This window comes from Aquimarina amphilecti (assembly GCF_900109375.1).
In the GTDB taxonomy this organism is placed as follows: Bacteria; Bacteroidota; Bacteroidia; order Flavobacteriales; family Flavobacteriaceae; genus Aquimarina; species Aquimarina amphilecti.
On sequence record NZ_FOAB01000007.1, the window covers coordinates 55,890 to 81,802 of the forward strand.

Sequence of the window (25,913 nt, forward strand, 5' to 3'; positions counted from 1 at the left end):
TTATGATAATGACAAATGTATAAAACGAAACTTTGATTATTGACAAAAGTTTTTTTACATTCAATTTATATTTTAAAAATAGACACCAATGCAAATTAAAGAGGTTATACAACACCTTGAAACTTTAGCTCCAATGAAATATGCTGAAGATTTTGACAATGTAGGATTATTAGTTGGAGATAAAAAAACAACAGTTACAGGGATTCTTGTAACACTAGATACTTTAGAAGTCATCATAGATGAAGCAATAGAAAAAAAATGTAACCTCATTGTAAGCTTTCATCCAATTGTTTTCAAAGGAATAAAGAAATTTAATGGTAGTAACTATGTAGAACGAGTAGTTATGAAAGCCATCAAGCATGATATTGCTATTTTTGCAATCCATACCGCTTTAGACAATTCATACCATGGTGTAAACGATATGATGTGTGAACAACTCGGATTACTTAATCGTAAAATTTTAATCCCGCAAAGCGGAAGCATTAAAAAACTTGTCACTTTTACCCCAGAAAAGGAAGCTGATTCATTATTATCCGAATTGTTTAAAGCTGGAGCTGGAACTATTGGTAATTATGAAAATTGCAGCTTTTCTTCAAATGGAATAGGAACTTTTAAAGCTACCAAAAATGCAAATCCTTCTATTGGTGAAGTTGGAAAAACAAATCATGAAAAAGAAACCAAAATACAGATTACCTTTCCGAAACATCTAGAAAGTAAAATATTAAAATCCCTTCACGTCAATCATTCATATGAAGAAGTGGCTTATGAAATCACAACTTTAGAAAACAAAAACCAGCACATTGGGATGGGAATGATTGGAGATTTACCCGAAGAAATGGAAGAAATAAAATTCCTAGAACATATAAAAAGGGTATTCAAGACAGGATGTGTGAGACATTCTCCATTATTAGGCAATTCTATTAAAAAAGTTGCCGTTTTAGGAGGTAGTGGTAGTTTTGCTATAAAAAATGCGCAAGCGGCTGGGGCAGATATATTTATAACTGCAGATTTAAAATATCATCAGTTCTATGAAGCAGAAAACAAACTAATTCTTGCAGATATTGGTCATTATGAAAGCGAACAGTACACAAAAAACCTAATTGTTAGTTATCTTAGAAAAAAAATCAGTAATTTTGCAATCATTTTATCGGATAAAAATACCAATCCCATTCAATACATATAAAATATGGCAAAGAAAGAAGTTACTGTTGAGCAAAAATTAAGAGCACTATATGATTTGCAATTAATTGACTCTAGAGTTGATGAGATCAGAAATGTACGTGGAGAGCTTCCATTAGAGGTAGAAGATCTTGAAGATGAAGTAGCCGGATTAAACAAAAGATTAGAAAAACTTAATACCGACCTTGAAACTATTGATGAAGGTATTAAAACTAAGAAAAACCTAATCGAAGAAGCTAAATCCTTGATTAAAAAATACGGAGAGCAACAAAAAAATGTGCGTAACAATCGTGAGTACAACTCTCTAAGTAAGGAAATGGAATTTCAAGAGCTTGAAATCCAACTATCCGAAAAACACATTAAGGAATTCAAGGTTCAAATAGTTCAAAAAAACGAGATTATAGACCAAACCAAAGAGCGTCTAACAGAACGAAACAAACACCTTACTCATAAAAAAGGTGAACTTGACGCTATTCTTGCTGAAACTGAAAAAGAAGAACAAGCATTAATTGCTAAGTCTGAAGATTTCCAGAACAACATCGATGAAAGATTGGTAGCTGCTTATAAAAGAATAAGAAATAATGTGAAGAATGGCCTAGCTGTTGTACCTATTGAGCGTGGAGCTTCTGGAGGTTCTTTTTTTACGATTCCTCCGCAAGTTCAAATGGAAATTGCTTCTCGCAAAAAAATCATTACAGATGAACACAGTGGACGTATCTTAGTAGATCAAGCATTAGCACAAGAAGAAAAAGAAAAAATGGAGACAATGTTTTCTAAATTGTCGTAATAAACCTATTTTTTTATATAATATTATAGCCTCAGATATTTCTGAGGCTTTTTTATTTTTACATAATTTCAAAACAAATGAATAACCTCTTAATTATAGGCAAAGTATGGCCAGAACCCAACTCCTCTGCTGCAGGAAGTAGAATGTTGCAATTAATTAAACTATTCATATCTAAAGGTTTTGAAATTACTTTTGCCAGTACTGCCGCAGAAAGTGATCACATGCACAACATAGAAATACTTGGAGTTAAGAAGATCAGCATAACAATTAACAATAATAGTTTTGATGATTTCATAAATAACCTAAGACCTGAAATCGTCATGTTTGACAGATTCATGTCTGAAGAGCAGTTTGGATGGAGAGTCACAAAACACTGCCCACAGGCTGTAAGAATTTTAAACACAGAAGATCTCCATAGCCTAAGAAAAACCAGAAAAGAAGCTTTCAAAAAAGGAATTGATTTTAAATTTTCTGATTTAAAATCCAGTGATATAACAAAAAGAGAGATAGCCAGCATCTACCGCTCTGATCTTTCTTTAATAATTTCTGACGCCGAAATAAACATACTACAAAAACATTTCAACATAAAAAAAGAACTACTACACCACCTTCCTTTTTTACTAGATCCAATTACTTCAGAAATAAAAAATAACTGGGATTCTTATGACCAAAGAAATCACTTCGTAACTATTGGAAATTTTAGACATGAACCAAATTGGAATAGTGTTTTATATCTAAAAGAAACCATTTGGCCTTTAATAAAAAAACAATTACCAGAAACAGAGCTTCACATATACGGAGCTTACCCACCTCCAAAAGCCACACAACTTCACAGCCCTAGCCAAGGCTTCTATATAAAAGGCTGGACAGAAGATGCAGAATTAGTTATGAAAAAAGCGAGAGTATGTCTTGCTCCTCTGCGTTTTGGAGCAGGAATCAAAGGCAAATTATCCGAAGCAATGCTATGCGGCACCCCAAGCGTAACAACGACAATTGGAGCAGAAGGAATGCTTGATGAAGATTCTGATTGGAATGGCTTCATTAAGGACTCACCAGAAGAGTTCGCCAATGCTGCTGTGAGATTACACAACACTAAAAACATATGGTATCAAGCGCAACAAAACGGAATAGAAATAATTAATACTAAATTTAAAAAAGAAGAACTTGGTGATCAATTTATAAAACAAGTCGTCGCACTAAAAAACAATCTTAAAGAACATCGTACCAAAAATTTTATTGGCTCCATGTTACAATATCATACTATGCGAAGTACAGAGTTCATGTCCAGATGGATCGAAGAAAAGAACAAGCAAGATTAGTGCCCTAATAGATTCACAAATAATTGATCAATACCAAAAAACAAAACCATCAGCAAAAACACATACCCTACTATTTTCAACCTATTAATTCTAGATTTCCCTTCAGCATTTGATTTAAAATCCATAATTACACTTACCACCTTAGCAATTTTATCTTTATTCAAAAAGAGCACTAACAACAATAAACAAAAATACAGAACCGCACTAGCCATTGCACCATAAGTATCAAAGAACACAGCATCAAAAACAATTATATTCAATAAAATAGGAATAAGAATAAAGACCCCTAACAACTTCGTCTTACCAAACAGTAATAATAAAGCTCCTAGCAATTGAGAAACACCAATAAATAGTATGTAAGAGTAAGAGTACCCCATAAAAGTCCAAGCCAAATCAAAACCCTCAACCTCAACTAGTGGAATATTTGAAATTTCATCAGGTAAATTTCCTCTTCTATAAAACTGCCCTCCTAATAATTTACCAGAGCCATAAATAGTAATTAAAACAAAAACATACCACCTAGCAGCAAGCTCTATATAATAAAAAATTTTCGACTTCATCTTACAGGTTTCCCTATAAGACGACACAAAATAAACACAGGTTACAAAGATTCAATAATTTCGAACAAAAAAAGCCTCTCCACATAAGTGAAGAAGCTTACTATCTTTTTTAAGAGTCTCTTTTAAATATTAAAGAGCAGCTACGTACTTAGCTAATTTTGATTTTAAATTAGCAGCTTTATTATTATGTATAATATTACGCTTTGCCAATCTATCAATCATAGAAACAACAGAAGGAAACAAAGTTTCAGCTTCTTTCTTATCAGCTTCACGTAATTTTTTGATAGCATTACGTGTGGTTTTATGCTGATATTTATTTCTAAGACGCTTAGTCTCACTATTTCTAATTCTCTTTAATGCTGACTTATGATTTGCCATCTTTTCTTTATTAAATTTCTTTACTATAAAATTTGTAGCCCGTAGGGGAATCGAACCCCTCTTACCAGGATGAAAACCTGGCGTCCTAGCCGATAGACGAACGGGCCATTTCCTTTTTCAAGGATTGCAAATTTATAGCTTTCACTCTAAACTTGCAATTAATTTTTTAATTCGTAGCCCGTAGGGGAATCGAACCCCTCTTACCAGGATGAAAACCTGGCGTCCTAGCCGATAGACGAACGGGCCATAGTTGTTTGTCTAATTGCGGATGCAAAAATACAACTATTTTTTAATGGCGCAAGTGTTATTTTATTTTTTTCTAAAATTAATATGCTTTCGCAAATAACACCCTTACTTTAGAGGGGTTTCCACTATACACACAGCTACCATTTTCTTCTTTTGCATCAAATGGAATACATCGTATTGTAGCTTTTGTCAACTCCTTGATCTTTTGCTCAGTCTCAATGGTTCCGTCCCAATGAGCTGACACAAAACCACCTTTCTTTTCTAAAACCTCCTTAAACTCATCAAATGAAGAAACCTCAGTAATATGATCATCTCTAAATTGAGTAGCTTTTTGATGTAAACTCTCTTGAATTTCTTTTAACAAGGATTCGATAGTAGCTACTACTTCATTCTTGTCTACGAATTCTTTAGAAAGTGTATCTCGTCTAGCCAACTCTACCGTACCTTTTTCCAAATCTTTAGGTCCAATAGCTATCCTCAAAGGAACTCCCTGAAGCTCATACTGAGCAAACTTAGCTCCTGGTCTATGCGTATCTCTATTATCAAACTTTACAGAAACACCTTTAGACTTCAAATCGGTTACCAATTCGTTTGCTACTTCTGAGATTTGATTCAATTGTTCCTCTCCTTTATATATAGGAACTATAACTACCTGTATTGGAGCAAGATTAGGAGGTAACACCAATCCCTTATCATCACTATGAGTCATTATTAAAGCCCCCATCAATCTAGTAGAAACACCCCAAGAAGTAGCCCATACATAATCAAGTTTACCTTCTTTAGAAGTAAATTTCACATCAAAAGCTTTTGCAAAGTTTTGACCCAAGAAATGTGAAGTTCCAGCCTGTAGTGCCTTACCATCCTGCATTAGCGCCTCAATACAATAAGTATCTTCAGCCCCTGCAAAACGCTCACTTTCTGTTTTTCTTCCTTTAATAACGGGAATAGCCATGAATTCCTCTACAAAATCCGCATACACATTATTCATTTGTTCAGTTTCAGCGATCGCCTCTTGTCTTGTCTCATGAGCTGTATGACCTTCTTGCCATAAAAACTCTGCCGTTCTTAAAAATAATCGAGTTCTCATCTCCCATCTAACAACATTAGCCCATTGATTAATTAAAATCGGCAAATCTCTATAGGATTGAACCCAACCTTTATATGTATTCCAAATAATAGCTTCTGAAGTAGGTCTAACAATTAGTTCTTCTTCTAATTTTGCTTTTGGATCAACTATTAACTTTGACGCATCTTCTGGATCAGTTTTCAATCTATAATGAGTTACTACAGCACATTCTTTAGCAAACCCTTCAGCATTTTTTTCTTCTGCCTCAAATAAACTTTTAGGTACAAAAAGTGGAAAATATGCGTTTTGGTGTCCAGTTTCCTTAAACTTTCTATCTAATTCCGCTTGCATTTTTTCCCAAATTGCATACCCATAGGGTTTAATAACCATACAACCTCTTACCGCCGAATTCTCAGCTAAATCAGCCTTTACGACCAATTCGTTATACCATTTAGAATAATCTTCACTACGTTTTGTTAGATTTTTGCTCATAACCTGCTATTTGGCACAAATGTTGTGACTTTGTTAAATAAAAAATAGTTAGGGCAAAACTAACTAAATTTGTATTGTTCAACAATAAAATAAGGAGATATGCGACTTAAAAATTATTTTCAAAAAAATGGAGCTGTTGGGACCTTCCTTGCAGCCTCTCTACTTATGTTGACATCTTGCGGTTCTTATGAGTATGCATCTTACGACGATGGTATTTATGGCGAAGCAAGAAGCCAAAGAAGTTATGAACCACAACCAACCACAACCAAAACAGAAACTAATTCTAATTATTATTCTAATTACTTTTCAGAAAAATCTGCTCAGATTGACAATGTTATAGAGCAGGAAGCTATTTTTACAGATATAGATTCTTATTCTAGTGAAAATTATAATCCTTCTGACACAACTAATGTGGCCTTAGCTTATGAATCTGGACAACCTGCATGGGGTAGTGATTATGATGAAGTATCGGTAAATATAATCAACACCGGATGGAATAACTGGGGATATAATGCCTGGGGACCTGGTATAGGCTGGGGATGGAACAACTGGGGATATAATTCTTGGGGATGGAATGCTGGATGGGGACCTGGATTCGGATGGGGATGGAATGCCGGATGGGGATGGAACGCTGGATTTGGATATGGAAATCCCTATTGGTATGGTGGTGGATTTTGGTGTCCTCCTTATTACAATTATGGATATGGCTCATTTGGAAGAAATCGAATCGCATATAATAGAGGTCTAAGAAATCGAGGATTTAGAAACGCATATGCAAGCAATTACAGAAGTAGAAGTACTTATAATTCTAGATCAAGAAACTATAGCAATAATAGATCACGAAGTCGTTCATACAATAGTAGAAGTAACTATAATAATAGAAGAAGGATTTCTGCTAATAACAATAGAAGAACAAGAACCTCAACGTATTCAGGAGGAACTAGATCATCCAATAGTGGCACATATTCTCGATCAAGACCTAATACCTCTAACAGAAGTAACACTAGATCCTACAGAGGAAGCTCTAGAAGCAGTTCAGGAACGAGAAGTTATTCTGGATCAAGAAGCGGAAGCAGCAGAAGCTCCGGATCCTACAGAAGCAGCAGTAGTAGATCTAGTAGAAGTAGTGGATCCAGATCTAGCGGTAGTCGTGGAGGAAGAAGCAGTCGTGGAGGAAGAGGTTAAAACTTTCTTTAAAATTTCAAAAAAAAATAAATTTATTCGATTTAGATAGGGATGCAACTCATTACAAAGTGGTATCCCTATTTAAACCATTAACCTGTTATGTAACAACAACAGGTTTATCAAATATTGCAACATATTATGAAAAAGATATTTTTGTTAATTGGTCTATTATCACTATCCTTCATAAATGCCCAAGATATTACAGATGCAGTAAGATACTCTCAACAAGAGATTTTAGGAACTGCACGTTTCAGAGGAATGAGTGGTGCATTTGGTGCTTTGGGTGGAGACATGTCGGCTTTACAAATAAATCCAGCAGGGTCTGCAGTGTTTTTAGGCTCCTCCGGATCTATAACCCTATCCTCATCAAACATCCAGAACGACACTAATTATTTTAACGGTTTTAGTGAAGCCTCATCTTCCAATTTTAATTTTAATCAAGTTGGTGCTGTTTTTATATATAACAATCAAAGTCAATCTTCTATTCTGAACAAGATATCACTAGGGATAGCATATGATCAAACCACTGATTTTGCAGAAGAATTATTTGCATTTGGAAGAAGTAATAATTCTATTGACAACTTTTTCCTAAGTGAAGCGCAAGGTATCCCTTTAGACCTATTAACACCTAGAGCAGGAGAAAGTCCAGATGATCTTTATGGTTTTTTAGGTGAAACACAAGGCTATGGAGCACAACAAGCATTTCTAGGTCATGAATCATTCATTATTGAAGCAAATGACCTTACTGATCCTAATAACACTGGATATTTCTCTAATGTTGCACCGGGAGTTTTTGATCAAGATTATTATTACGAAAGTACGGGTTTAAATGGAAAATTTACAATAAACGGGGGTACTCAAATACACGATAGGTTTTACATTGGTGTAAACCTAAATTCTCACTTTATCAATTATGATAAAATTACGAGATTCGAAGAATTTAATAATAATACAGGAAGCATTGTTAACGAAATTGCTTTTACCAACAGATTATCGACTATTGGAGCAGGTTTCTCAGCGCAGGTAGGAGGAATACTAAAAGTATCACACATGCTTCGAATTGGTGCTTCATTAGAATCTCCCACATGGTATTATATCGAAGAAGAAACAACACAAAGAGTAATTACAGACGGAGCAAACGGAAGAATTAACTTAGACCCTAACGTAATTAACATATTTCCAGAATATCAGTTACGTACTCCAGCAAAAGCAACCGGAAGTATTGCTGTCTTATTTGGAAAACGAGGATTAATTAGTTTAGATTATTCTTATAAAGATTATTCATCTACCGAATTTGATTCTGATGAAGGTCTTAATTTTTCAGATCTAAATAGAGAAATCGAAAACACCTTACAAGGAGCTTCTACACTTAGAATTGGAGGAGAACTAAGGAATGGGAACTGGAGTTTTAGAGGTGGTTATAGTTATGAAGAAAGTCCATATAAAAATGAACTTATCTTAGGAGATAGAACTGGATTATCAATGGGAGTAGGATATAATTTTGGTAAAGTAAAATTTGATGTTGCTTATGACTATTCAGAACAAGACCGTATAGAACAATTCTATTCCAATTCAGCTTTCACCAATTTTGCAACAGTAGAAAGCTACAGAGATAACCTAACTTTCACTTTAAGTTTAAATTTGTAAAACATATAATAAGTCGCTTTTAGATACAAAAAGGAGTTGATTATTCATCAACTCCTTTTTGTTTTATAACACAACACTATCTTATTAATGAAAAACTAGCATTAAACTCTTTCATTATACCATTTTCTGTATATCTCACTTTAAACCAATACTCACTGGACGGTAATAGATTTCCATTATAAGTTCCATCCCACGTCCCTAAAGAACCTAAATCCTTTAAAAGCTTTCCTGATCTATTAAAAATTAGAATTCCATTAATCTGAACATTATCATTCCCTACAATCCCCCAACTCTCATGAAAACCATCTCCGTTAGGTGTAAAATATCTTGGGTAATCAACCACAAATTCCACCGATAGTTCAATCTCTCCACACATAAAAACATCTCTTACATATACAAAATGCTCTCCTCTAGACACTCTGGTAAATATTGGAGAAGATTGCCAATCACCCGAATCTAATCTATATTCATACTCCCCTATCGCATCAGAACCTACCATCACCTCAATAGTGGCATTATCAGAAAAAGCACCAGAAAGCAATTCTACCGTAAAATCTTCTATTTGAGGTGGATATGACTCTACAACTGTTGTTTCTACTACAGAAACACACATTGTCCTGTTATTTGTTACTAATACAGAATATTGACCTGCAGTCGTGGGACTATAAATCGCACCAATTTCTCCAGGAATTTCATTTCCAGTTGTTGCTGTAACCCCAACATACCATTGAAAATCATAAATAGTATCATCTAAGCTTGTATCGATTACATCTGTTGGAATTAAATTGATAATCACTCCATCATTTTCTAAACAAAGCACATACTCTTCTTCCAAAGTAAAGTCAGGAAGTGCATTTACTATCAACTGAACTGGAATCACCCTAAAACAATCATTACCCATCGCTAATGGATCAACACGCACATATACCACTTGATTAAATATTTGCACGTTCTGATATGCTAAAGGAGATGAAATTGTATTCGCATTACCTAATTCAGCATCTTGCATCAACTCATAATAATCAATATTATAATCAGAGATACTCAAATCATTAGATATGTCTGCATCATTTAAATTAAGAATATCTTGTACCGCCAAAGTAAGATCAAAAACACCCACACCTTCTTGATCCGACTCACAAGTCTCCAAAGCTGTTGGAGATATATTAAAATCATCATACAACGTAGTACGCAATTGAAGTGTTACACTAGAAAAACAACTATTATCCGTATCTCTACCCACAACTATTAATTCTCTGATTAATGTAGTATTCATATAAGAAGCTGGATTAGGAATAGCATTATCCGTATCTACGTCGTTTTGAGACTCATAATATGCTAAAACAATATTTGTAGCACCTCCTGTAATCTGATCTTCTCTAAGCGTTAAATTATAAACAGTATTAACCTGATCACTACACAAATTAATAGGATCAGGATTAATTAATTCTGGATTATGAAGCACTTGTAAATCAAACGAAATTGTAGACCTAAAACACTCATCAACATCTGCAGTTCCATTATTGTTATCATCTGATTGCACTCTTACCCATATTGTTTGTGGGTTAGACTCATTCGTAAACACACCTGTAATTTGTCCTGTATTATTTACAGCCTCAATTTCTGTTCTATGATAACTAACCAGCAATGTTCCAGTTTGAGAACCAATTACTTCAGCATTTTTTTCTGTTAAATCAAAAGTTGCTCGACCAGGATCATCACTACACAATCTAAAATCGGTCACGGGATTATTTTCAGGTAAAGCCGCAACTTCTAACCGAATATGCTGTCCTAAACCTAAACATCCATTACTAGAACCATCATCAACTCTTATATATAGATTTTGAACAAAAGGAGACACTTCATTTCTGTGGTTCGAAAGATCAATGATTGCATTCTCTTCAGCCAAAGCATCTGCTAAATTTTCATAATATGTAACTATTAGAACTTGACCAGCAGGATATAATGCAGTAACCTGATTTGTAGCATCACTGAAATCAAAACTTGCAATCCCATTAGTATCATCATTATCCATATTCACATCATCACAAACCCTATACGTTAAATTAAAACTTGCTGGAATCTGAGTAGCAGACACAACTAAATCAATCTGAGCAGTTCTAAAACAACCTTTATCCGTTTCTATTCTTGAAAACACTGTACTATTTATCGGGATAGGATTAGAATACGCCGTAAAGTTGACAATTTGATTCGCTGGATCAGCATTTATAGCAGCAATCTCCGTAAGATAGTACGAGAAGAATTCATTAACAGCATTTGAAGAAATCAACGTATTAGCTTCTGACAAGTTAAACAAAGAAATACCATCCGTATCATCATCACATTGCAACAAAGACACAATCGGAGTCACAACTGGAAGAGGGTTAACTATTAACTGAAAACTTGTAGTCTCAAAACAACTTTGCTCAGATGTATTATGGATTCTTGCATATACAGTCTGAGGATTAGTTATGTTCGAATAATTATTTGGCAATTCTGTCCCTAAAACACCGGCATCCGCATCAGCTTGAGATTCATATAAAGAAACAACGAAATCCACAGAGTTCTGAGTTCCTAAAACCTCTACTGCCACATTAGAAAGATCAAACTCCACGACACCGTTAGTATCATCACCATCCAGCGCATTATCACATAATTCTATATTCATAGGAACATTCGCTACTGGATTCTCATATACCCTCAATACAAAAGAAATTATTTCGAAACATATTTGATTCGTTCCACCTATCCTAGCCCATATCACTTGATCTGCTACAGTATTTACAAAATTATCTGGATCGATAATGATATTATCACTTGCTGCACCCGTATAATTTTCTGCATCTTCCTGGGTAAAATGATAGGTCACGGTAAATTCAGTTGGATCTTGAGCACCTAAAATAATAGACGTATTCTGAGTAAGATCAAAAGCCTCAATTCCATTACCATCATCATCACATGCCGATAAATCCATAGGCGTGTTTGCAATAATAGGTGGAGTATAAAAAGTAATCAAAATTTCATCTGTCTCAGTATTCCCATCTATATCCTCTATTAACAATTGATACCTTCCAGTCGTCGTAACAGTATATGTAGGACTAGTTTCTCCTGAAATAATATCAAAAACCATTGTAGTCTCATTAAAAACAGACCATTCATAACGTATTGCTCCATCCGATGTCCCATCTAAAACAACAGGATCAGAACCACAAATATCTTGGTTAGGCCCAAGTGTCGCTTCCAATATAGAACAGTCAGTAGAGCCAGTACCACCTGTCTGCTGAAAATTAATAAAACCAGGTTGCTCCGAAAAATTAGTAATTAAAACAAGATAAAAGTCTCCGGCTGTAGCCGCAGGAATATTCATTGTCTCGACAGCATCTGGCAAATAACTACAATCTACTGTATTCCCTGCGGTTAGCTGCGCAGTACAAGGAGAAACAGGATCAGGAAATGGTCCGTAACATATAAAGTCGACATCTAACTGTGTTCCTGTTCCATCCTCATTAGTCGATTGTGAAATACGAAACGTTAATGCACCCGTATCATCTATCTGCAGGTAATACCAAGCAGGGAAAGGCTGTGTAGTTAAACACCCATAATTCGGGCCAATTTCAGAACTACTAACACAACTAGAATTAGAACTATTACAATTAGGAAAAACAATACCTGTAGTACTACAAAAAGGATCAGCGCCATCATCCCCTACAGAATCAGCACAAACAGAGCCTTGTGCGATACTAAAATTCGTATAAATAAAAAAAAACAAAAATAATATGGATGCAGGTATACTTTTACTCATTACCAATCTTTAAATAAATGATAAAACAGCTTTGTTTATTAAATTCAAGGCTTTCCTATATAAAACAATCATACCAAAAGAAACCCTAACAAATAATATCAGAAAAACTAAAAATAACTCAATGACAAAAAATTACACGTAGTTAGTTGACAAAATTTAAAAAGCACTTTTTAAAAAACTACAAATACCTAAGAAAAAGCTGAATTTAATACAGTCTACCTAATTAAAGAAAAACTACCTGCAAATACTCTTCTTCCTCTATTTGGATCACGATCTGATTGCTCATTAAACTCCACTCTAAACCAATATTGAGAAGAAGGCATTAAATTTCCATTGTAAGTTCCATCCCAACCCGCTCCAGTTGGGTTAAGTTGTTTTAACAATTTTCCCTGTCGATCAAATATGTATACTAATGCAGGAGTTGGTTGATCTTCTGGATTGATTAAATTCCAAGTTTCATGAAAACCATCTCCATTTGGTGTAAAATATTTAGGATATCCTAAAATCATAATATCTACGGATGTCCTCTCATTATCTGGACAATTAACATATCGAGCTACAATGCGATAATCACCTGGAGGAACTCCTTCAAATATTGGAGAAGACTGATAAGGTCTAGATTCTACAAAATTACCATCCATATTTACATCTCTATCTAATCGATATTCAAAATCAGTAAAGCCTTCAGCTTCAACTATTGGATCTGTAGATATTTCTGCTGTTATGGTATAACTACCCGAAAATGATTCTTCGGTAATATTATAACCAACTTGAAATGTAATTTGAGAAACATCCAAAACAGAAACTTGATCAGGAGAATCCGGCACTTCAACATCATTTACATCAAAACCTCTTAACCTATATATTCCATTAGAAGTCACATTATCATAAAAAGGAAAAGTAGCACCAGGGATATCTACAAAATTAGTATCCCCTAAATCCGCCCTAGACCATTGAAAGGTTTCTGCTGCAGGAACAGCCGGTGGTCCAGTACTTGCAGGAAATCTTCCTTCTATTGTTAAAGGGAACTCACCACAAGTAGCGATTCTATCCTGAGGAATTCCAGGCTCTAAAACACTACAATCTGTAGTTCCTGCCCCATCTTCTCCAAGATTAGTTTGTTCTAATTGTATCACTCCCGCTTCATCAGAAAAATTAGTTATCAATACTATATAAAACTCCCCTGTTTGCGCGTTAGGAATTGTGAATGTTTCTATAAAATTATCATCTGATGTCCTTGCATAACTACAATCTACAATATTGGTGTTATCTTCATCTCCAATATAAAAGTCGGGTTCATCTGCATTGTTAACACATTCAGCTGGACGAATATTATCTCCATCACCATTAAGATCGCATCCTCTAGACAGTTCATCATCACAATTAACTATAAAAGAAGTCTGAAATGGACCCCAAGCAATAAAATCAACATCAAGCTGTCTTTCGTCGCGGTCCAAACGGTTATCTCCATCAGTATCCATCCATTGCCTTATATCAAAAACCAATTCACCAGATTCATCAATAAGTAAAAAATACCAAGAAGGGTTTGGGGTAGTATTTAAACAACCAACTTCTCCTAAACCATCAATATCACCTATAGTATTAGGAAATGTTAATTCTAGAGAAGCATCAGAACAAAAGGGTTGAGCATTTCTACAGGCGACATCAAAGTCCTGCGCGTTTATTAGTGCGCTGTTCAAAAAAAACAGCACAGACAATAATAAGATTTGAGGTAGTAATTTTGTCATGTTTTATATAACGTAGGTTAGTCTATTTTCTTGTGTAGGAATTAAATTTACTAATTTTAAAAATATAGAGTGCATAAAACAATGATATTATTTATAATTGTTAACATAGCTTTCACTAAGTAAAACGACAAAATCGTATCTTTGCAGCCTGTTTATAATTGATTTTATTTGAATTTGAGAAATCCCTTGAATTTATTGATAAACATCGACATATAAATTGTAGGAAATTTAGAAAAAGAATTGCTTTGAGTTTTAAACAACCTAAGGTCTGATTTTGAAAGAAACATATATCGAAAAAACGATGCGCTATAATTTAGTCAATAGCTGTTTTTACTCATAATTCTTTTTATTTGATAATAACAAAATTTTGAACTTGTGAAGATAGACAAGGCCCTTGAAGCTATTGAAGCGCTAGGTGATAATCATGTAGCTACTAGCGCGACAACTCCTCTGAGAGAAGATGCATTTAAATTAAGTGATCAAGAAAAAATTGCTTCGATCAGAGAAGATGTAAAGCATATTATGGAAACTTTAGGATTAGACCTTAGCGATGACAGTCTTAAAGGAACTCCTCAACGAGTTGCAAAAATGTTTGTTAACGAAATTTTCTCTGGATTACATCCTGAAAGAAAACCAGACGCCTCTACATTCGACAATAACTATAAGTACGGTGAAATGCTTGTAGAAAAAAATATTACAGTTTATTCTACCTGCGAACATCATTTACTACCAATAGTAGGCCGTGCTCACGTAGCTTATATTTCTAATGGTACTGTAGTTGGATTATCTAAAATGAATCGTATTGTAGATTACTATGCAAAACGTCCACAAGTACAGGAGCGTCTAACTATGCAAATTGTACAAGATCTTCAAGTAGTTTTAAACACTAAAGATGTAGCTTGTGTTATAGATGCCAAACATCTATGTGTAAATTCTAGAGGTATTAGAGACATAGAAAGCAGTACAGTTACCAGTGAATTTGGAGGGAAATTTAAAGAAGATGCTGTACGAAGAGAATTTTTAGACTACATAAAATTAGATACTACATTTTAATTTTATCTTTAACTAATAACTATAATCACTTATCAAAATTATGGCAATAGCTCCGTTGTACAAAACTCAGGAACTAAAGATTTACAATTCCATTTCGAGTCAAAAAGAAATATTCACTCCAATTACAGAAGGTAATATCGGAATGTATGTTTGTGGTCCCACGGTTTATAGTAATGTACACTTAGGAAATTGTCGCACATTTATCTCCTTTGATTTAGTCTATAGATATCTTAAACATTTAGGATATAAAGTTCGTTATGTCCGTAATATAACGGATGCTGGACATTTGGAGAATGACGCTGAAGAGGGAGAAGATAAAGTTGCTAAAAAAGCACGATTAGAGCAACTAGAACCTATGGAGATTGTACAACGTTACACATTAGATTTCCATAATATTCTAGCTAAATTCAACAATATACCTCCGAGTATTGAACCTACTGCCACTGGCCATATTGTAGAGCAAATTGAAACCATAAAAACCATAATTGAAAATGGTTTTGCATATGAAGCTAATGGCTCTGTGTATTTTGATGTAAAGAAGTTTAATGAGACTAATGATTACGGAAAGTTAAGCGGTCGTAATCTCGAAGATATGATTGCCAATACCAGAGAATTATCTGCGCAAAGTGATAAAAAAAACCCACAGGATTTTGCTCTGTGGAAAAAAGCGGACCCAGAACATATTATGCGCTGGCCTTCTCCTTGGAGTGATGGTTTTCCTGGATGGCATTTAGAGTGTACTGTAATGAGTACTAAATATCTAGGTGAAAGATTTGATATTCACGGAGGTGGAATGGACCTTAAGTTTCCGCATCACGAATGTGAAATTGCACAAGGAGAAGCGGCCTGTGGAGTAACACCTGTAAATTACTGGATGCACGCTAACATGCTTACGCTAGATGGCAAAAAAATGTCTAAATCTACAGGAAACATATTATCACCAGCTGAAATATTCAATGGAGAAAGCGATAAATTAAATAAAGCCTTCGCTCCTAGCGTTGCTAGATTTTTTATGTTGCAAGCCCATTACAGAAGCATATTAGATTTTTCTAATGACGCCCTAGAAGCCTCAGAAAAAGGTTTTTATAGATTGATGGAATCCATCGAAACATTAGAAAATTTAAAAACTAGTAATTCTACGGAAGGATTAAATATTCATAACTGGATTAAAGAATGTTATGATGCGATGAATGATGATTTTAATAGTCCAATTCTAATTGCCAAACTTTTTGAAGCCGTAAAATTCATTAATTCTGTAAAAGAAGATAAAGCATCAATATCTAAAGACGATTATAATCAAGTTCGAAGAACAATGAACGAACTTGTTTTTGATGTTCTTGGATTAGTAAATATTAATGAAGCTTCTTCGGATATTAGTGACAAACTATCTAGCACTGTTGAATTATTAATTCAATTAAGAGCTGAGGCAAGAGCTAATAAAGATTTTGCCACTAGTGATAAAATAAGAGATGAATTATTAGATATGGGAATTCAACTTAAGGATGGTCGTGAAGGAACTACTTTTACTCTAAACTAATTTAACACTTGATTTTGGGTTCAAATTTAACCTTAAAAAAAATTTTAATAGCCCCCTTTATTGGGCTTGTAAAACTATATCAAAATCTAATTTCACCTTTGACACCAGCTACATGTCGTTATCAACCTACTTGCTCCCACTACACAGTAGAAGCACTAGAAAAACATGGGCTGTTAAAAGGAGGGAAACTGGCTATAAAGCGTATTTTTAGTTGTCATCCTTGGGGCGGCAGTGGTTATGACCCTGTTCCGGATGCCAATACCAACAAAAAAAAAGAAAGTTAACTCAACCCAATATAGGTTTACCTCATTATTGTTTTATTTATAATTTTGAGTTCAATTAAATACCTATATTTACCCTAGAAAAAATAATTTCCCACATGATATTCTCTAAAATAGTTTGGAATCCTATAGAAGGATTTGATCTTGGTTTTTTTGTTATTCGTTTTTACAGCTTAATGTTTGTCGTTGCATTCTCTTTAGGCTGGTATTTAATGAAGAAAATATATATCCGTGAAAAAATTTCTATGGAAAAACTAGATTCTGTATTTATTTATGCAGTTATCGGTACTTTACTAGGAGCGAGATTAGGTCATGTATTTTTTTATGATTGGGATTATTACAGAAATAATTTATTGGAAATCATATTACCTTTTAAATTCAATCCAACGTTTGAATTTATAGGTTTTAGAGGTCTTGCAAGTCATGGAGCTGCGATTGCATTTATTATTGCTATGTACTATTATTCTAAAAATGTTCTAAAAAAACATCCTTTATGGATTATGGACAGAGTAACCATACCAGCAGCTGTAGGAGGAATTTTTGTTCGACTAGGAAACTTTTTTAATTCTGAGATTATCGGTGAGCCATCTGGCGAATCCGCTTTTGGTGTGAAATTTATAAGAGATGGACTAAGTAAAGGAGAAGCAATACGAGAAACTGGAATTAAAAATGTTAATGAAGCGTACTCCGCTATCGTCAACAATCCAAAATTTGCTAATCTACTAGAAGCAATACCGTATCGTCATCCCGCTCAATTATATGAAGCATTCGGATATATATTCGTTTCCTTAATACTTTGGTTGTTATATTGGAAAACAGACAAACGAAATAACAGAGGGTTTTTATTTGGGATGTATATGATGCTTATATTTATTGTTCGTTTCATTGTAGAGTATGTAAAAACAAGCCAGGATGGCTTTGGAGATGGACCTAACGGAATACTCTCTACTGGTCAGTGGCTAAGCATTCCTTTTATATTAGTTGGACTCTATTTTGTAGTAACAGCTAAGAAAGTTAAAGAAGACACAAAGTCATACACCTTAAAATAAGGAACTACCTAAAAAATAAAAAGAGGATAATTTTAAAAAATTATCCTCTTTTTATTTTTTAGGTTATTATTTACAGCACTTAAAAAACCTCATTAGATTCTTTTAGTTTCTCTGTATTTTCAACCAATTGTAATTCATCTATTATTTTCTGGATATCTCCATTAATAATATTACCTAAATCATACAAAGTCAACCCTATACGGTGATCAGTCACCCTGCCTTGTGGATAATTATATGTTCTAATTTTTGCAGATCTATCACCAGAAGAAACCATGCTCTTACGCTTTTCAGAATCAGCAGCTTGTTTCTTTTCCAATTCGATATCGTATAAACGGGAACGCAGTACTTTTAATGCTTTCTCTAAATTTTTATGAGATGATTTCTGATCCTGACAACTAACAATCATACCTGTCGGCTCGTGATGTAACTTAATAGCAGAATACGTAGTATTTACAGATTGCCCACCGGGACCTGTAGAAGTAGTTCGCTCTATTCTTACCTCTGTCATATCAAGTTCTACATCAAACTCTTCTGCCTCTGGCAGCACCATTACAGTTGAGGCACTAGTATGCACTCTTCCTTGAGTCTCTGTCTGAGGAACACGCTGCACACGATGCACGCCCGCCTCGAACTTCATTGTTCCGTATGCATCTTCGCCATTTACTTCGAAAATAATTTCTTTATATCCTCCACTAGTTCCTTCACTTAGATCTACCACACTAGTACTCCATCCTTTACCTTCACAATATTTAGTATACATTCTAAATAAATCTCCAGCAAAAATACTTGCTTCATCACCACCAGTTCCAGCACGAATCTCTACTACACAGTTTTTAGCATCTTCTGGATCCTTAGGCACTAACATATACCTTATTTTCTCTTCTAAAGCCGGCAACTCTTCCTTGGCTTCTTCTAACTGCATTTTAGCCATCTCCACCATTTCTGCATCACTACCATCTGCAATAATCTCTTCTGCTTCCTTCTTATTATTAGTCAACTCCATATAATGATCTCTTTCATCCATCAATGCTTTTAGATCCTTGTATTCTTTATTGAGCTGCACATACCTCTTGCGATCAGAAATAATATCTGGTTGAATAATAAGATCAGTTACCTCATCAAATCGTTGCTTTACAATATTTAATTTATCAATCATAGTTCTATCTATCCTGTAAGTGGAATTCACAAAAGTACGTTTTTTTGTCCAAAGGTCATATTGACTTTTAATATTCTGAAGCAGAATTATTAATCTAAAAAAATTGTATTTTTACGTTTCAAATGATAAATCACTCCTATACATATAATCACAAACTGATTTTTAGTTGGTTTATCACACTCTTACTTTTCTTAGGTATTGGCGGCTATACGAATTACACTCAACCAATTTCTTATGAAAATACTATTGAATTAGTAATTTCTACAAAGGAAGACATCCCTGAAATTGCTTCTTACAACAAAGCAATAGAGAGTAACAAAAAATTCATTTACAATAACGCTGACTTACGATTCCTATCTAAGCTTCATAATACAATTTACTTCATTAAGAGTAAAGAATTCAACAATACCATTTCTTTAACTCTAAAACACAAAAAATTCTTTCCAAAAGATAATAATTATACTTCTGAGGAAAATTCTTTTCATATAGGGTAATCCCTTTTCTTTCAAGGCTTTTTAGCCATTATCAAAACAACAAACAATTCGCCACTATCATCGACTGATAGTGCATTACATTATTCTTAAAAAAATGAAAAGATTAAAAAAAATTATACGACGTATAGTTCTAGTTATGTTTATTATTATGGTCGCTATGATTCCTGTACCCATCTTTTTTCAAAAAAAAGAAGGAAAATTCAACGACGATAACAGTATAGAACTTGTAGAAACGAAACAAGAAGAAACAGAAACAAAAACAGTTCAATTCAATGATGAGTTAGGATCATAATAAGCTTATTAAAACAATGAAAGCTTCTAAACTAAAGAGTCTGGAAACAAATTTCTAGGCTCTTAAAAAATATATTCTTAATAATAATATATTGGAATTAACGTCAAGTCAAAGAACTTAAACACCATTACTGGTAGTATAATTTTATAAAATTCAATTAAGGATTCAAATTTAATTACGACTTTTAAATATAATGAGTAATTTCAAAATAGGATTAGGTGGAGGATGTCATTGGTGTACAGAGGCCGTTTTTCAATCATTAAAAGGAGTCATTTATGTAGAACAAGGCTATATTTCAAGCATTGAAAAAAACAGTTCTTTTTCTGAAGCTGTTATTGTATCCTACAACCCAAAGATAATAACTACAAAAGATTTAATTACCATTCATTTACTAACTCATAAAAGCACCATTAATCATAGTTTCAGAGAAAAATACAGAAGTGCTATTTATTATTTTAACGACAATCAAAGATCTACCATCGAAACTATTATTACTGAATTGAGTAAAGATTTCAACAACGAATTAATTACAAAAATCATGGAGTTCAACATATTCAAACCCTCCAGAAAAGAGCTTATTAATTATTACCAGAATAATCCTAAAAAACCATTCTGTAAAAAATACATAGACCCAAAACTAGTGTTACTTAGAGAAAGGTATTCTGACAAAATGCATTTATAACTACTTTTACCTTACTGTGGCTACCGTTGCATATTGAGGGAAACGAATATCTAAGTGCATAAACAATACAGGGATATTATATAAAATCGGTTTTATTGAACGGCTTTTATTAATTCCTTCATGCATTACAACAGTATACCCTTCTTCTTCATACATCCTACGAATGCTTTTTCCTGTAAAAAAACGATAATGCGTTTTATCCATTACTCCATAACTTTCATACCGCCACTCTTTCTTAAATAATACTTTCATAAAAGTATTATGATACCTCACATTAGGAATAGAGCTTATCACAACGCCTCCTTTAGAAAGCTTTGATTTTATCGTTTGCAATACTGTATATGGATCCGTAAGATGCTCTAAAACATCATTAAAAAAAATAACATCGAAATAATCATTTGGTAATTCATCCAAATAATTTTCACAAGGTCCTGCAAAAACTTTATGTAGTGTTTTCTCTGCAATTACAGCTTCATCAGGCATTAATTCAATCCCCCAAACTTCTGCTCCAGTTTTCTCCTTAACAACATTCGCAAAAGCACCATTACCACAACCAACATCCATCACTTTTTTAGCATCCAAAGGCAGATACTTGATCATTTCATGTCGTACATTATCATAGTAACCAGTAGGCTTGTTATCGTAATCCATAGTATTATTTAGTTGTAAGTATATGTTCCGAATTCGCTATTGATTGTCAGTTTCTTTTCATCTGAACTCTCAACGCGACCGACTATTTTTGCATCTACATTAAAGCTTTTAGAAATTGAAATAATTTCATCTGCAATCTCAGCAGAAACATACAATTCCATTCGATGTCCCATGTTAAAAACCTGATACATTTCTTTCCAATCAGTACCTGAATTTTCTTGAATCAATTGAAACAAAGGAGGCACATCAAATAGATTATCTTTAATAATATGTAATTTATCTACGAAATGTAAAATTTTAGTTTGAGCTCCTCCACTGCAATGAACCATTCCATGAATTGTCGAACTATCAAACTTAGATAAAATTCTTTTTATAATCGGAGCATATGTTCTTGTCGGTGATAACACCAGTTTACCTGCATCAATTGGTGAATTGCTAACCTCATCGGTAAGGTTTGTTTTTCCAGAATACACTAGTTCCGAAGGCACTGCTGCATCAAAACTTTCAGGATATTTCTCTGCTAAAACTTTATGAAATACATCGTGACGTGCAGAAGTAAGACCATTACTTCCCATACCGCCATTATACTCTTTTTCATAAGTAGCTTGACCAAAAGAAGCCAAACCTACTATCACATCTCCTTCTTTTATATTCGCATTATCAATAACATCATTACGCTTTACACGCGCAGTTACTGTAGAATCAACTATAATCGTTCGCACCAAATCTCCTACATCTGCTGTTTCTCCTCCTGTAGAATGAATAGTAACTCCAAAGCTCTTCAACTCTTCTAGCAGTTCTTCTGTTCCATTAATAATTGCAGAAATCACTTCTCCAGGGATCAAATTCTTATTTCTTCCTATGGTAGATGACAACATAATATTATCAGTAGCTCCAACACATAATAAATCATCTATATTCATTATTAAAGCATCTTGAGCTATGCCTTTCCAAACAGAAACATCTCCCGTTTCCTTCCAATACATATAGGCAAGAGAAGACTTAGTACCAGCCCCATCCGCATGCATTATCAAACAATAATCTTGATCACCTGTAAGATAATCTGGAACTATTTTGCAAAATGCCTTTGGAAAAAGACCTTTATCTATATTCTTGATAGCACTATGGACATCTTCTTTAGATGCTGAAACTCCACGCTGAGCGTAGCGTTTACTTACTTCTTGACTCATTATTACAGTATTATACGGATAGTAAACCGCAAAGATAATTGAATTTAATTCAATCGCTAAATTGAATATAAAAAATCCCAAATTCAAGTATAATATTCTTGAATTTGGGATGAATCCCACTATTCTTTAATTTTTTATTCCCAATCTGCCATAGAAGCATTCGTAATTAAATCTGCTCTATTAGCAATCTCTACGATTGACATTGTTTGTATGTTTTTTTGTGATATCCCGTCATTAGAAGTATTCACAAAAATCACAGAAGCTTCATTAGGAGAAAACCTCCCATCTAAATCATTAGTTCCTGCTGGCTTTTCTATAGAAATATCTAAACTAGAATTATCACTAAAGTCATAAATAAACATATGCGAATCTAGCTGTCTATAATCACTACTTTCAAATCCAGAAACATCTCGATTATACAAAAGCTTAGTTCCATCAACAGAAAGATTAATACTTCCTGCCGCTCCAGAAACTCCAGTTAGAATGGTCTCAAGCACCGCACCCGATGTATTTATAGTAAAAATTTCTACCTCATAACCATCGAGGTTATTTGTCTTAAGAACAATTACATTATTATCATCATTCGTATCTACTTCCGAAATAAGATCTCCATTAACTGTCTGGTAAACGAGAACCAAACCACTTCCATCAACATTAATACTATACAGTTTATCTTGATTAGGAAACAACAATTTAGCTCCATTTTCAGTCCAAGAAAAGTCAATCTCACCTAGATTAAATCCAGCAACAGAAACCTGAGAAGTAACTTGCATCATTTGAGAACCATCCTCATTCATTGTAAACAAATGAGTCTGCGAACCAACAGATTGTAAAAAAGCAATTTTACCTGTTCCTACGTGACGTCTTGGCCTAAAACTATTTTTAGTTTCTGAAGTCAATTGAATCTCAGTACTTCCTTGTTCATCAGCAGAATAAATCACTCCATTATCCCCAATTGTTCTAGCGTATATGATTCTATTATTTGGCGGATTCATAGTCTCAAAAGCAAAACTACTACTGTTTACAGGATCATTAATTTCATCATTACTACTTACTTGCCAAAAATACTTTACCTTATACGAAAGGTCAGTAAGAGTGTATGTTGTATCTGTAATATTCTCAAACACTTCTACTTCAGAATTCTCATCATTTCTTAACGTAATTGTATAAGTAAGAGTGTCATCGTCAGGATCAGATCCAGTCCAAACCAATACAACTTCTAATGGTTGATCTACAGAATTATCTGTCGGAGAATCTAGGATTGCAGCATCTGGTGGTCTATTACCTGCTGTCTCTATATCCATCTCAAAAACTATTTCCAATTCCCTATCCGCAATTATAGATATTGCTTCAAATTGTGCTAATAATCCATCCCTCTGAGCGGCAAGAGAATAATCTCCTGAAGGAACATTCTCAATAAGATACTCTCCATTAGCATCCGTAAAAACGGTACTAGAAGAAGGATTTGTAGATATCTTCACATTTTCTAAAGGTTCATTTGTTCCCACAGCCACTACTCTTCCTTTAACAGCCCCTAAACCTTCTAAATCTATAGTATCTTCACTACATGATGTGATAGCAAATACTATAAATATGATTATTATTTTTATTATGTGTTTTTTCATTTTCATCAGGGTTTTATCCTTTAGGAACTTCACCGTTTTCAATTACTTTTCTATTTCTATTTTTTAGTTTTCTAAGCTCTTTATCTTCTTTTCTTTTTTGCTTACGGAGCTCTTTATCCATTTTCAATGGGCTTTTGAAATACCAGCTTAAACCTAAAGAAAAATTAAAATATTGATCATCCCTTTTTCCTTGTGTTACATTATCTAACTTATCACCCAAAACAAGATTATGAGTAGCGTTTACCGAAACCCCTATATGATCAGAAACTAAATACTCAATACCTCCACCATACTGGAACTTAAAAAATGTTCTATCAAAATCATCACTACTTACAGTCCCCATTCCCCCAAAGAAATAAGGTGTCAGTTTCTCAAAAGGCAATAAAGTTAATTCAGCATTTACATCTATAGCATTAAAGCCTTCTGAAAATGATCCTTCATTTCTCAATTCAAACTTACTAAGACTTGCATTCACATTTAGATATGGATTAAAATACCATTTCCCTCCTACTCCAATAGAATAAGACAAATCAGCATTATTATAGTCACCACTTATTAACGCCATTCCACCATTCGCAAATACGGACTTCTCTCCCCTTCTTTCTTTAAAATATCGTTCATAGAGCCCTGTATTTTGTGCTTCATTTTTCTCGTTATTATAATCAGCTACTAACTCATTTATTTCCTCTGGTTCCGCTTTAGAACTCCACAACTTATCTTCTATCCCTTCTATTATAAGAGCTTCGACTGCTTTTTCTATTGCTTCAGAAACTGCTATTTGTCCAGGTTCATTTTTAGTAAAACCTGTTTCTGCTTCTAACAATCTACTAAATTTAACATATCTAAAAAAACTCGCATCCAACGCCTGTGATAATATTGTTTTAGAAACATATACAGTTTTTAAAATTTTACCACTAGACGTAGAAACAGCTCTTAAATACACTGTGATTCTATCTTGCCTATATTGAGTAGAACCGCCTATCCCAAAATATCTTGCTCCTAATCCTCCAGTAATAATATTAGAGTCATAAGAGACAATTCCTCCCTCTAAAATAATACCAGCATACAATAAAGGTGGTAATTGAGGTTCTTTAGAATTTTTATTCTTTCTATATTCTTTTCTAGTAGAACGAATAATATTCCGTTCATTCAATAAATTACTTAGATTTTCTCTTTCTATAGGAACAAACCATTTGGAATCTTCTAGAGCTTTAACCAAAATAGTAGTCGCTCCTTGAGTAACAGCAGTACTAAATGTACTTCCTGCCTCTGTTGGTTTATATTGACCAGTTTGATCTCTAAATTTATAGACACCAACAACTACGGGCTCTATAGGTCTAGGAAAATCCCTTAAAGTCTGGGTCAATTTTGTATCCTCACCAATCCTTGCCTGTTCTATTGTAATAGGCTGATTAAAATAAGTACCACATCCAGATAACAATATTGTACAAGAAATTACTAGAATTACTTGATAAAACTTATGATGCATTAAAA

General features: G+C 33.9%; 22 protein-coding genes and 2 tRNA genes. 12 read left to right on the forward strand and 12 right to left on the reverse strand.

The genetic code is table 11. The features are described from left to right. The first annotated feature begins 88 nt into the window (after positions 1–88). The 3 genes from BMY33_RS17850 (at position 89) to BMY33_RS17860 (ending at position 3,285) form a co-directional block, all read left to right on the forward strand. Positions 89–1,183 carry a Nif3-like dinuclear metal center hexameric protein gene (locus BMY33_RS17850; RefSeq protein WP_091411085.1) on the forward strand — a complete coding sequence of 365 codons (1,095 nt, stop codon included), beginning with the start codon at positions 89–91 and terminating at the stop codon, positions 1,181–1,183. 3 nt (positions 1,184–1,186) lie between these two features. Beyond that, entirely contained in the window at positions 1,187–1,966 is a 780-nt protein-coding gene (locus BMY33_RS17855) for a zinc ribbon domain-containing protein (protein ID WP_091411087.1), read from the forward strand. Positions 1,967–2,043: 77 nt separating this feature from the next. Beyond that, on the forward strand, positions 2,044–3,285 hold the full coding sequence (locus tag BMY33_RS17860) for a glycosyltransferase family 4 protein (RefSeq protein WP_091411089.1): 1,242 nt from the start codon (positions 2,044–2,046) through the stop codon (positions 3,283–3,285). Here BMY33_RS17860 and BMY33_RS17865 read toward each other — a convergent pair. The 5 genes from BMY33_RS17865 to proS all read right to left on the reverse strand — a co-directional run bounded on the left by BMY33_RS17865 (position 3,282) and on the right by proS (position 6,027). Continuing rightward, on the reverse strand, positions 3,282–3,845 hold the full coding sequence (locus BMY33_RS17865) for a hypothetical protein (RefSeq protein WP_091411092.1): 564 nt from the start codon (positions 3,843–3,845) through the stop codon (positions 3,282–3,284). The genes BMY33_RS17860 and BMY33_RS17865 overlap by 4 nt on opposite strands. Positions 3,846–3,974: 129 nt before the next feature. After that, positions 3,975–4,223, reverse strand: coding sequence for a 30S ribosomal protein S20 (gene rpsT / locus BMY33_RS17870; protein WP_091411095.1), 249 nt, complete (start codon positions 4,221–4,223; stop codon positions 3,975–3,977). Between the two features lie 35 nt (positions 4,224–4,258). Then, positions 4,259–4,330: transfer RNA gene (locus BMY33_RS17875), tRNA-Glu, on the reverse strand. Positions 4,331–4,397: 67 nt separating this feature from the next. Further along, a tRNA-Glu gene (locus tag BMY33_RS17880) sits at positions 4,398–4,469 on the reverse strand. Positions 4,470–4,548: 79 nt separating this feature from the next. Further along, a complete protein-coding gene (proS, locus tag BMY33_RS17885; protein WP_091411098.1) occupies positions 4,549–6,027 on the reverse strand; it encodes a proline--tRNA ligase in 1,479 nt (492 codons plus the stop codon). Positions 6,028–6,126: 99 nt separating this feature from the next. Here proS and BMY33_RS17890 point away from each other — a divergent pair, with 99 nt between their 5' ends. Next, positions 6,127–7,212, forward strand: a complete 1,086-nt coding sequence (locus BMY33_RS17890) for a hypothetical protein (protein ID WP_091411101.1) — start codon at positions 6,127–6,129, stop codon at positions 7,210–7,212. A 138-nt stretch (positions 7,213–7,350) separates the two neighbouring features. Beyond that, positions 7,351–8,859: an OmpP1/FadL family transporter gene (locus tag BMY33_RS17895; protein WP_091411103.1), complete on the forward strand. Its 1,509-nt coding sequence runs from the start codon at positions 7,351–7,353 to the stop codon at positions 8,857–8,859. 76 nt (positions 8,860–8,935) lie between these two features. Here the strand turns inward: BMY33_RS17895 and BMY33_RS17900 are convergent, their stop codons facing one another. Then, positions 8,936–12,661: a T9SS type B sorting domain-containing protein gene (locus tag BMY33_RS17900; RefSeq protein ID WP_091411106.1), complete on the reverse strand. Its 3,726-nt coding sequence runs from the start codon at positions 12,659–12,661 to the stop codon at positions 8,936–8,938. A 215-nt stretch (positions 12,662–12,876) separates the two neighbouring features. Continuing rightward, complete coding sequence (locus BMY33_RS17905) at positions 12,877–14,409, reverse strand: T9SS type B sorting domain-containing protein (protein WP_091411110.1); 1,533 nt, start codon at positions 14,407–14,409, stop codon at positions 12,877–12,879. Positions 14,410–14,784: 375 nt separating this feature from the next. Here BMY33_RS17905 and folE point away from each other — a divergent pair, with 375 nt between their 5' ends. The 4 genes from folE to lgt all read left to right on the forward strand — a co-directional run bounded on the left by folE (position 14,785) and on the right by lgt (position 18,329). After that, positions 14,785–15,462 carry a GTP cyclohydrolase I FolE gene (folE, locus tag BMY33_RS17910; protein ID WP_091411112.1) on the forward strand — a complete coding sequence of 226 codons (678 nt, stop codon included), beginning with the start codon at positions 14,785–14,787 and terminating at the stop codon, positions 15,460–15,462. Between the two features lie 40 nt (positions 15,463–15,502). Continuing rightward, entirely contained in the window at positions 15,503–16,999 is a 1,497-nt protein-coding gene (cysS, locus tag BMY33_RS17915) for a cysteine--tRNA ligase (protein WP_091411115.1), read from the forward strand. 14 nt (positions 17,000–17,013) lie between these two features. Then, complete coding sequence (gene yidD, locus BMY33_RS17920) at positions 17,014–17,283, forward strand: membrane protein insertion efficiency factor YidD (protein ID WP_091411117.1); 270 nt, start codon at positions 17,014–17,016, stop codon at positions 17,281–17,283. A gap of 95 nt (positions 17,284–17,378) precedes the next feature. Then, the gene (lgt, locus tag BMY33_RS17925; RefSeq protein WP_091411119.1) at positions 17,379–18,329 is read left to right on the forward strand and encodes a prolipoprotein diacylglyceryl transferase; all 951 of its coding nucleotides are present in this window, start codon (positions 17,379–17,381) and stop codon (positions 18,327–18,329) included. Between the two features lie 79 nt (positions 18,330–18,408). Here the strand turns inward: lgt and prfA are convergent, their stop codons facing one another. Then, positions 18,409–19,485, reverse strand: a complete 1,077-nt coding sequence (gene prfA / locus BMY33_RS17930; RefSeq protein ID WP_091411591.1) for a peptide chain release factor 1 — start codon at positions 19,483–19,485, stop codon at positions 18,409–18,411. 122 nt (positions 19,486–19,607) lie between these two features. Between prfA and BMY33_RS17935 the strand changes: the two genes are divergently transcribed. The 3 genes from BMY33_RS17935 (at position 19,608) to BMY33_RS17945 (ending at position 20,953) form a co-directional block, all read left to right on the forward strand. Then, positions 19,608–19,979, forward strand: coding sequence for a hypothetical protein (locus BMY33_RS17935; RefSeq protein WP_091411120.1), 372 nt, complete (start codon positions 19,608–19,610; stop codon positions 19,977–19,979). Between the two features lie 94 nt (positions 19,980–20,073). Next, positions 20,074–20,271, forward strand: coding sequence for a hypothetical protein (locus tag BMY33_RS17940; protein WP_091411122.1), 198 nt, complete (start codon positions 20,074–20,076; stop codon positions 20,269–20,271). Between the two features lie 193 nt (positions 20,272–20,464). After that, positions 20,465–20,953 (forward strand): peptide-methionine (S)-S-oxide reductase, encoded by a 489-nt coding sequence (locus BMY33_RS17945; protein WP_091411123.1) that lies wholly within the window; start codon positions 20,465–20,467, stop codon positions 20,951–20,953. Between the two features lie 6 nt (positions 20,954–20,959). Here BMY33_RS17945 and BMY33_RS17950 read toward each other — a convergent pair whose 3' ends face one another. The 4 genes from BMY33_RS17950 to BMY33_RS17965 all read right to left on the reverse strand — a co-directional run bounded on the left by BMY33_RS17950 (position 20,960) and on the right by BMY33_RS17965 (position 25,908). Continuing rightward, positions 20,960–21,604: a class I SAM-dependent methyltransferase gene (locus tag BMY33_RS17950; protein WP_170837119.1), complete on the reverse strand. Its 645-nt coding sequence runs from the start codon at positions 21,602–21,604 to the stop codon at positions 20,960–20,962. 8 nt (positions 21,605–21,612) lie between these two features. After that, positions 21,613–22,794 carry an AIR synthase related protein gene (locus tag BMY33_RS17955; protein WP_091411125.1) on the reverse strand — a complete coding sequence of 394 codons (1,182 nt, stop codon included), beginning with the start codon at positions 22,792–22,794 and terminating at the stop codon, positions 21,613–21,615. A 134-nt stretch (positions 22,795–22,928) separates the two neighbouring features. Further along, positions 22,929–24,419: a carboxypeptidase regulatory-like domain-containing protein gene (locus tag BMY33_RS17960; protein ID WP_091411127.1), complete on the reverse strand. Its 1,491-nt coding sequence runs from the start codon at positions 24,417–24,419 to the stop codon at positions 22,929–22,931. Between the two features lie 13 nt (positions 24,420–24,432). After that, the gene (locus BMY33_RS17965) at positions 24,433–25,908 is read right to left on the reverse strand and encodes a CsgG/HfaB family protein (protein ID WP_091411128.1); all 1,476 of its coding nucleotides are present in this window, start codon (positions 25,906–25,908) and stop codon (positions 24,433–24,435) included. Between the last annotated feature and the right edge of the window lie 5 nt (positions 25,909–25,913).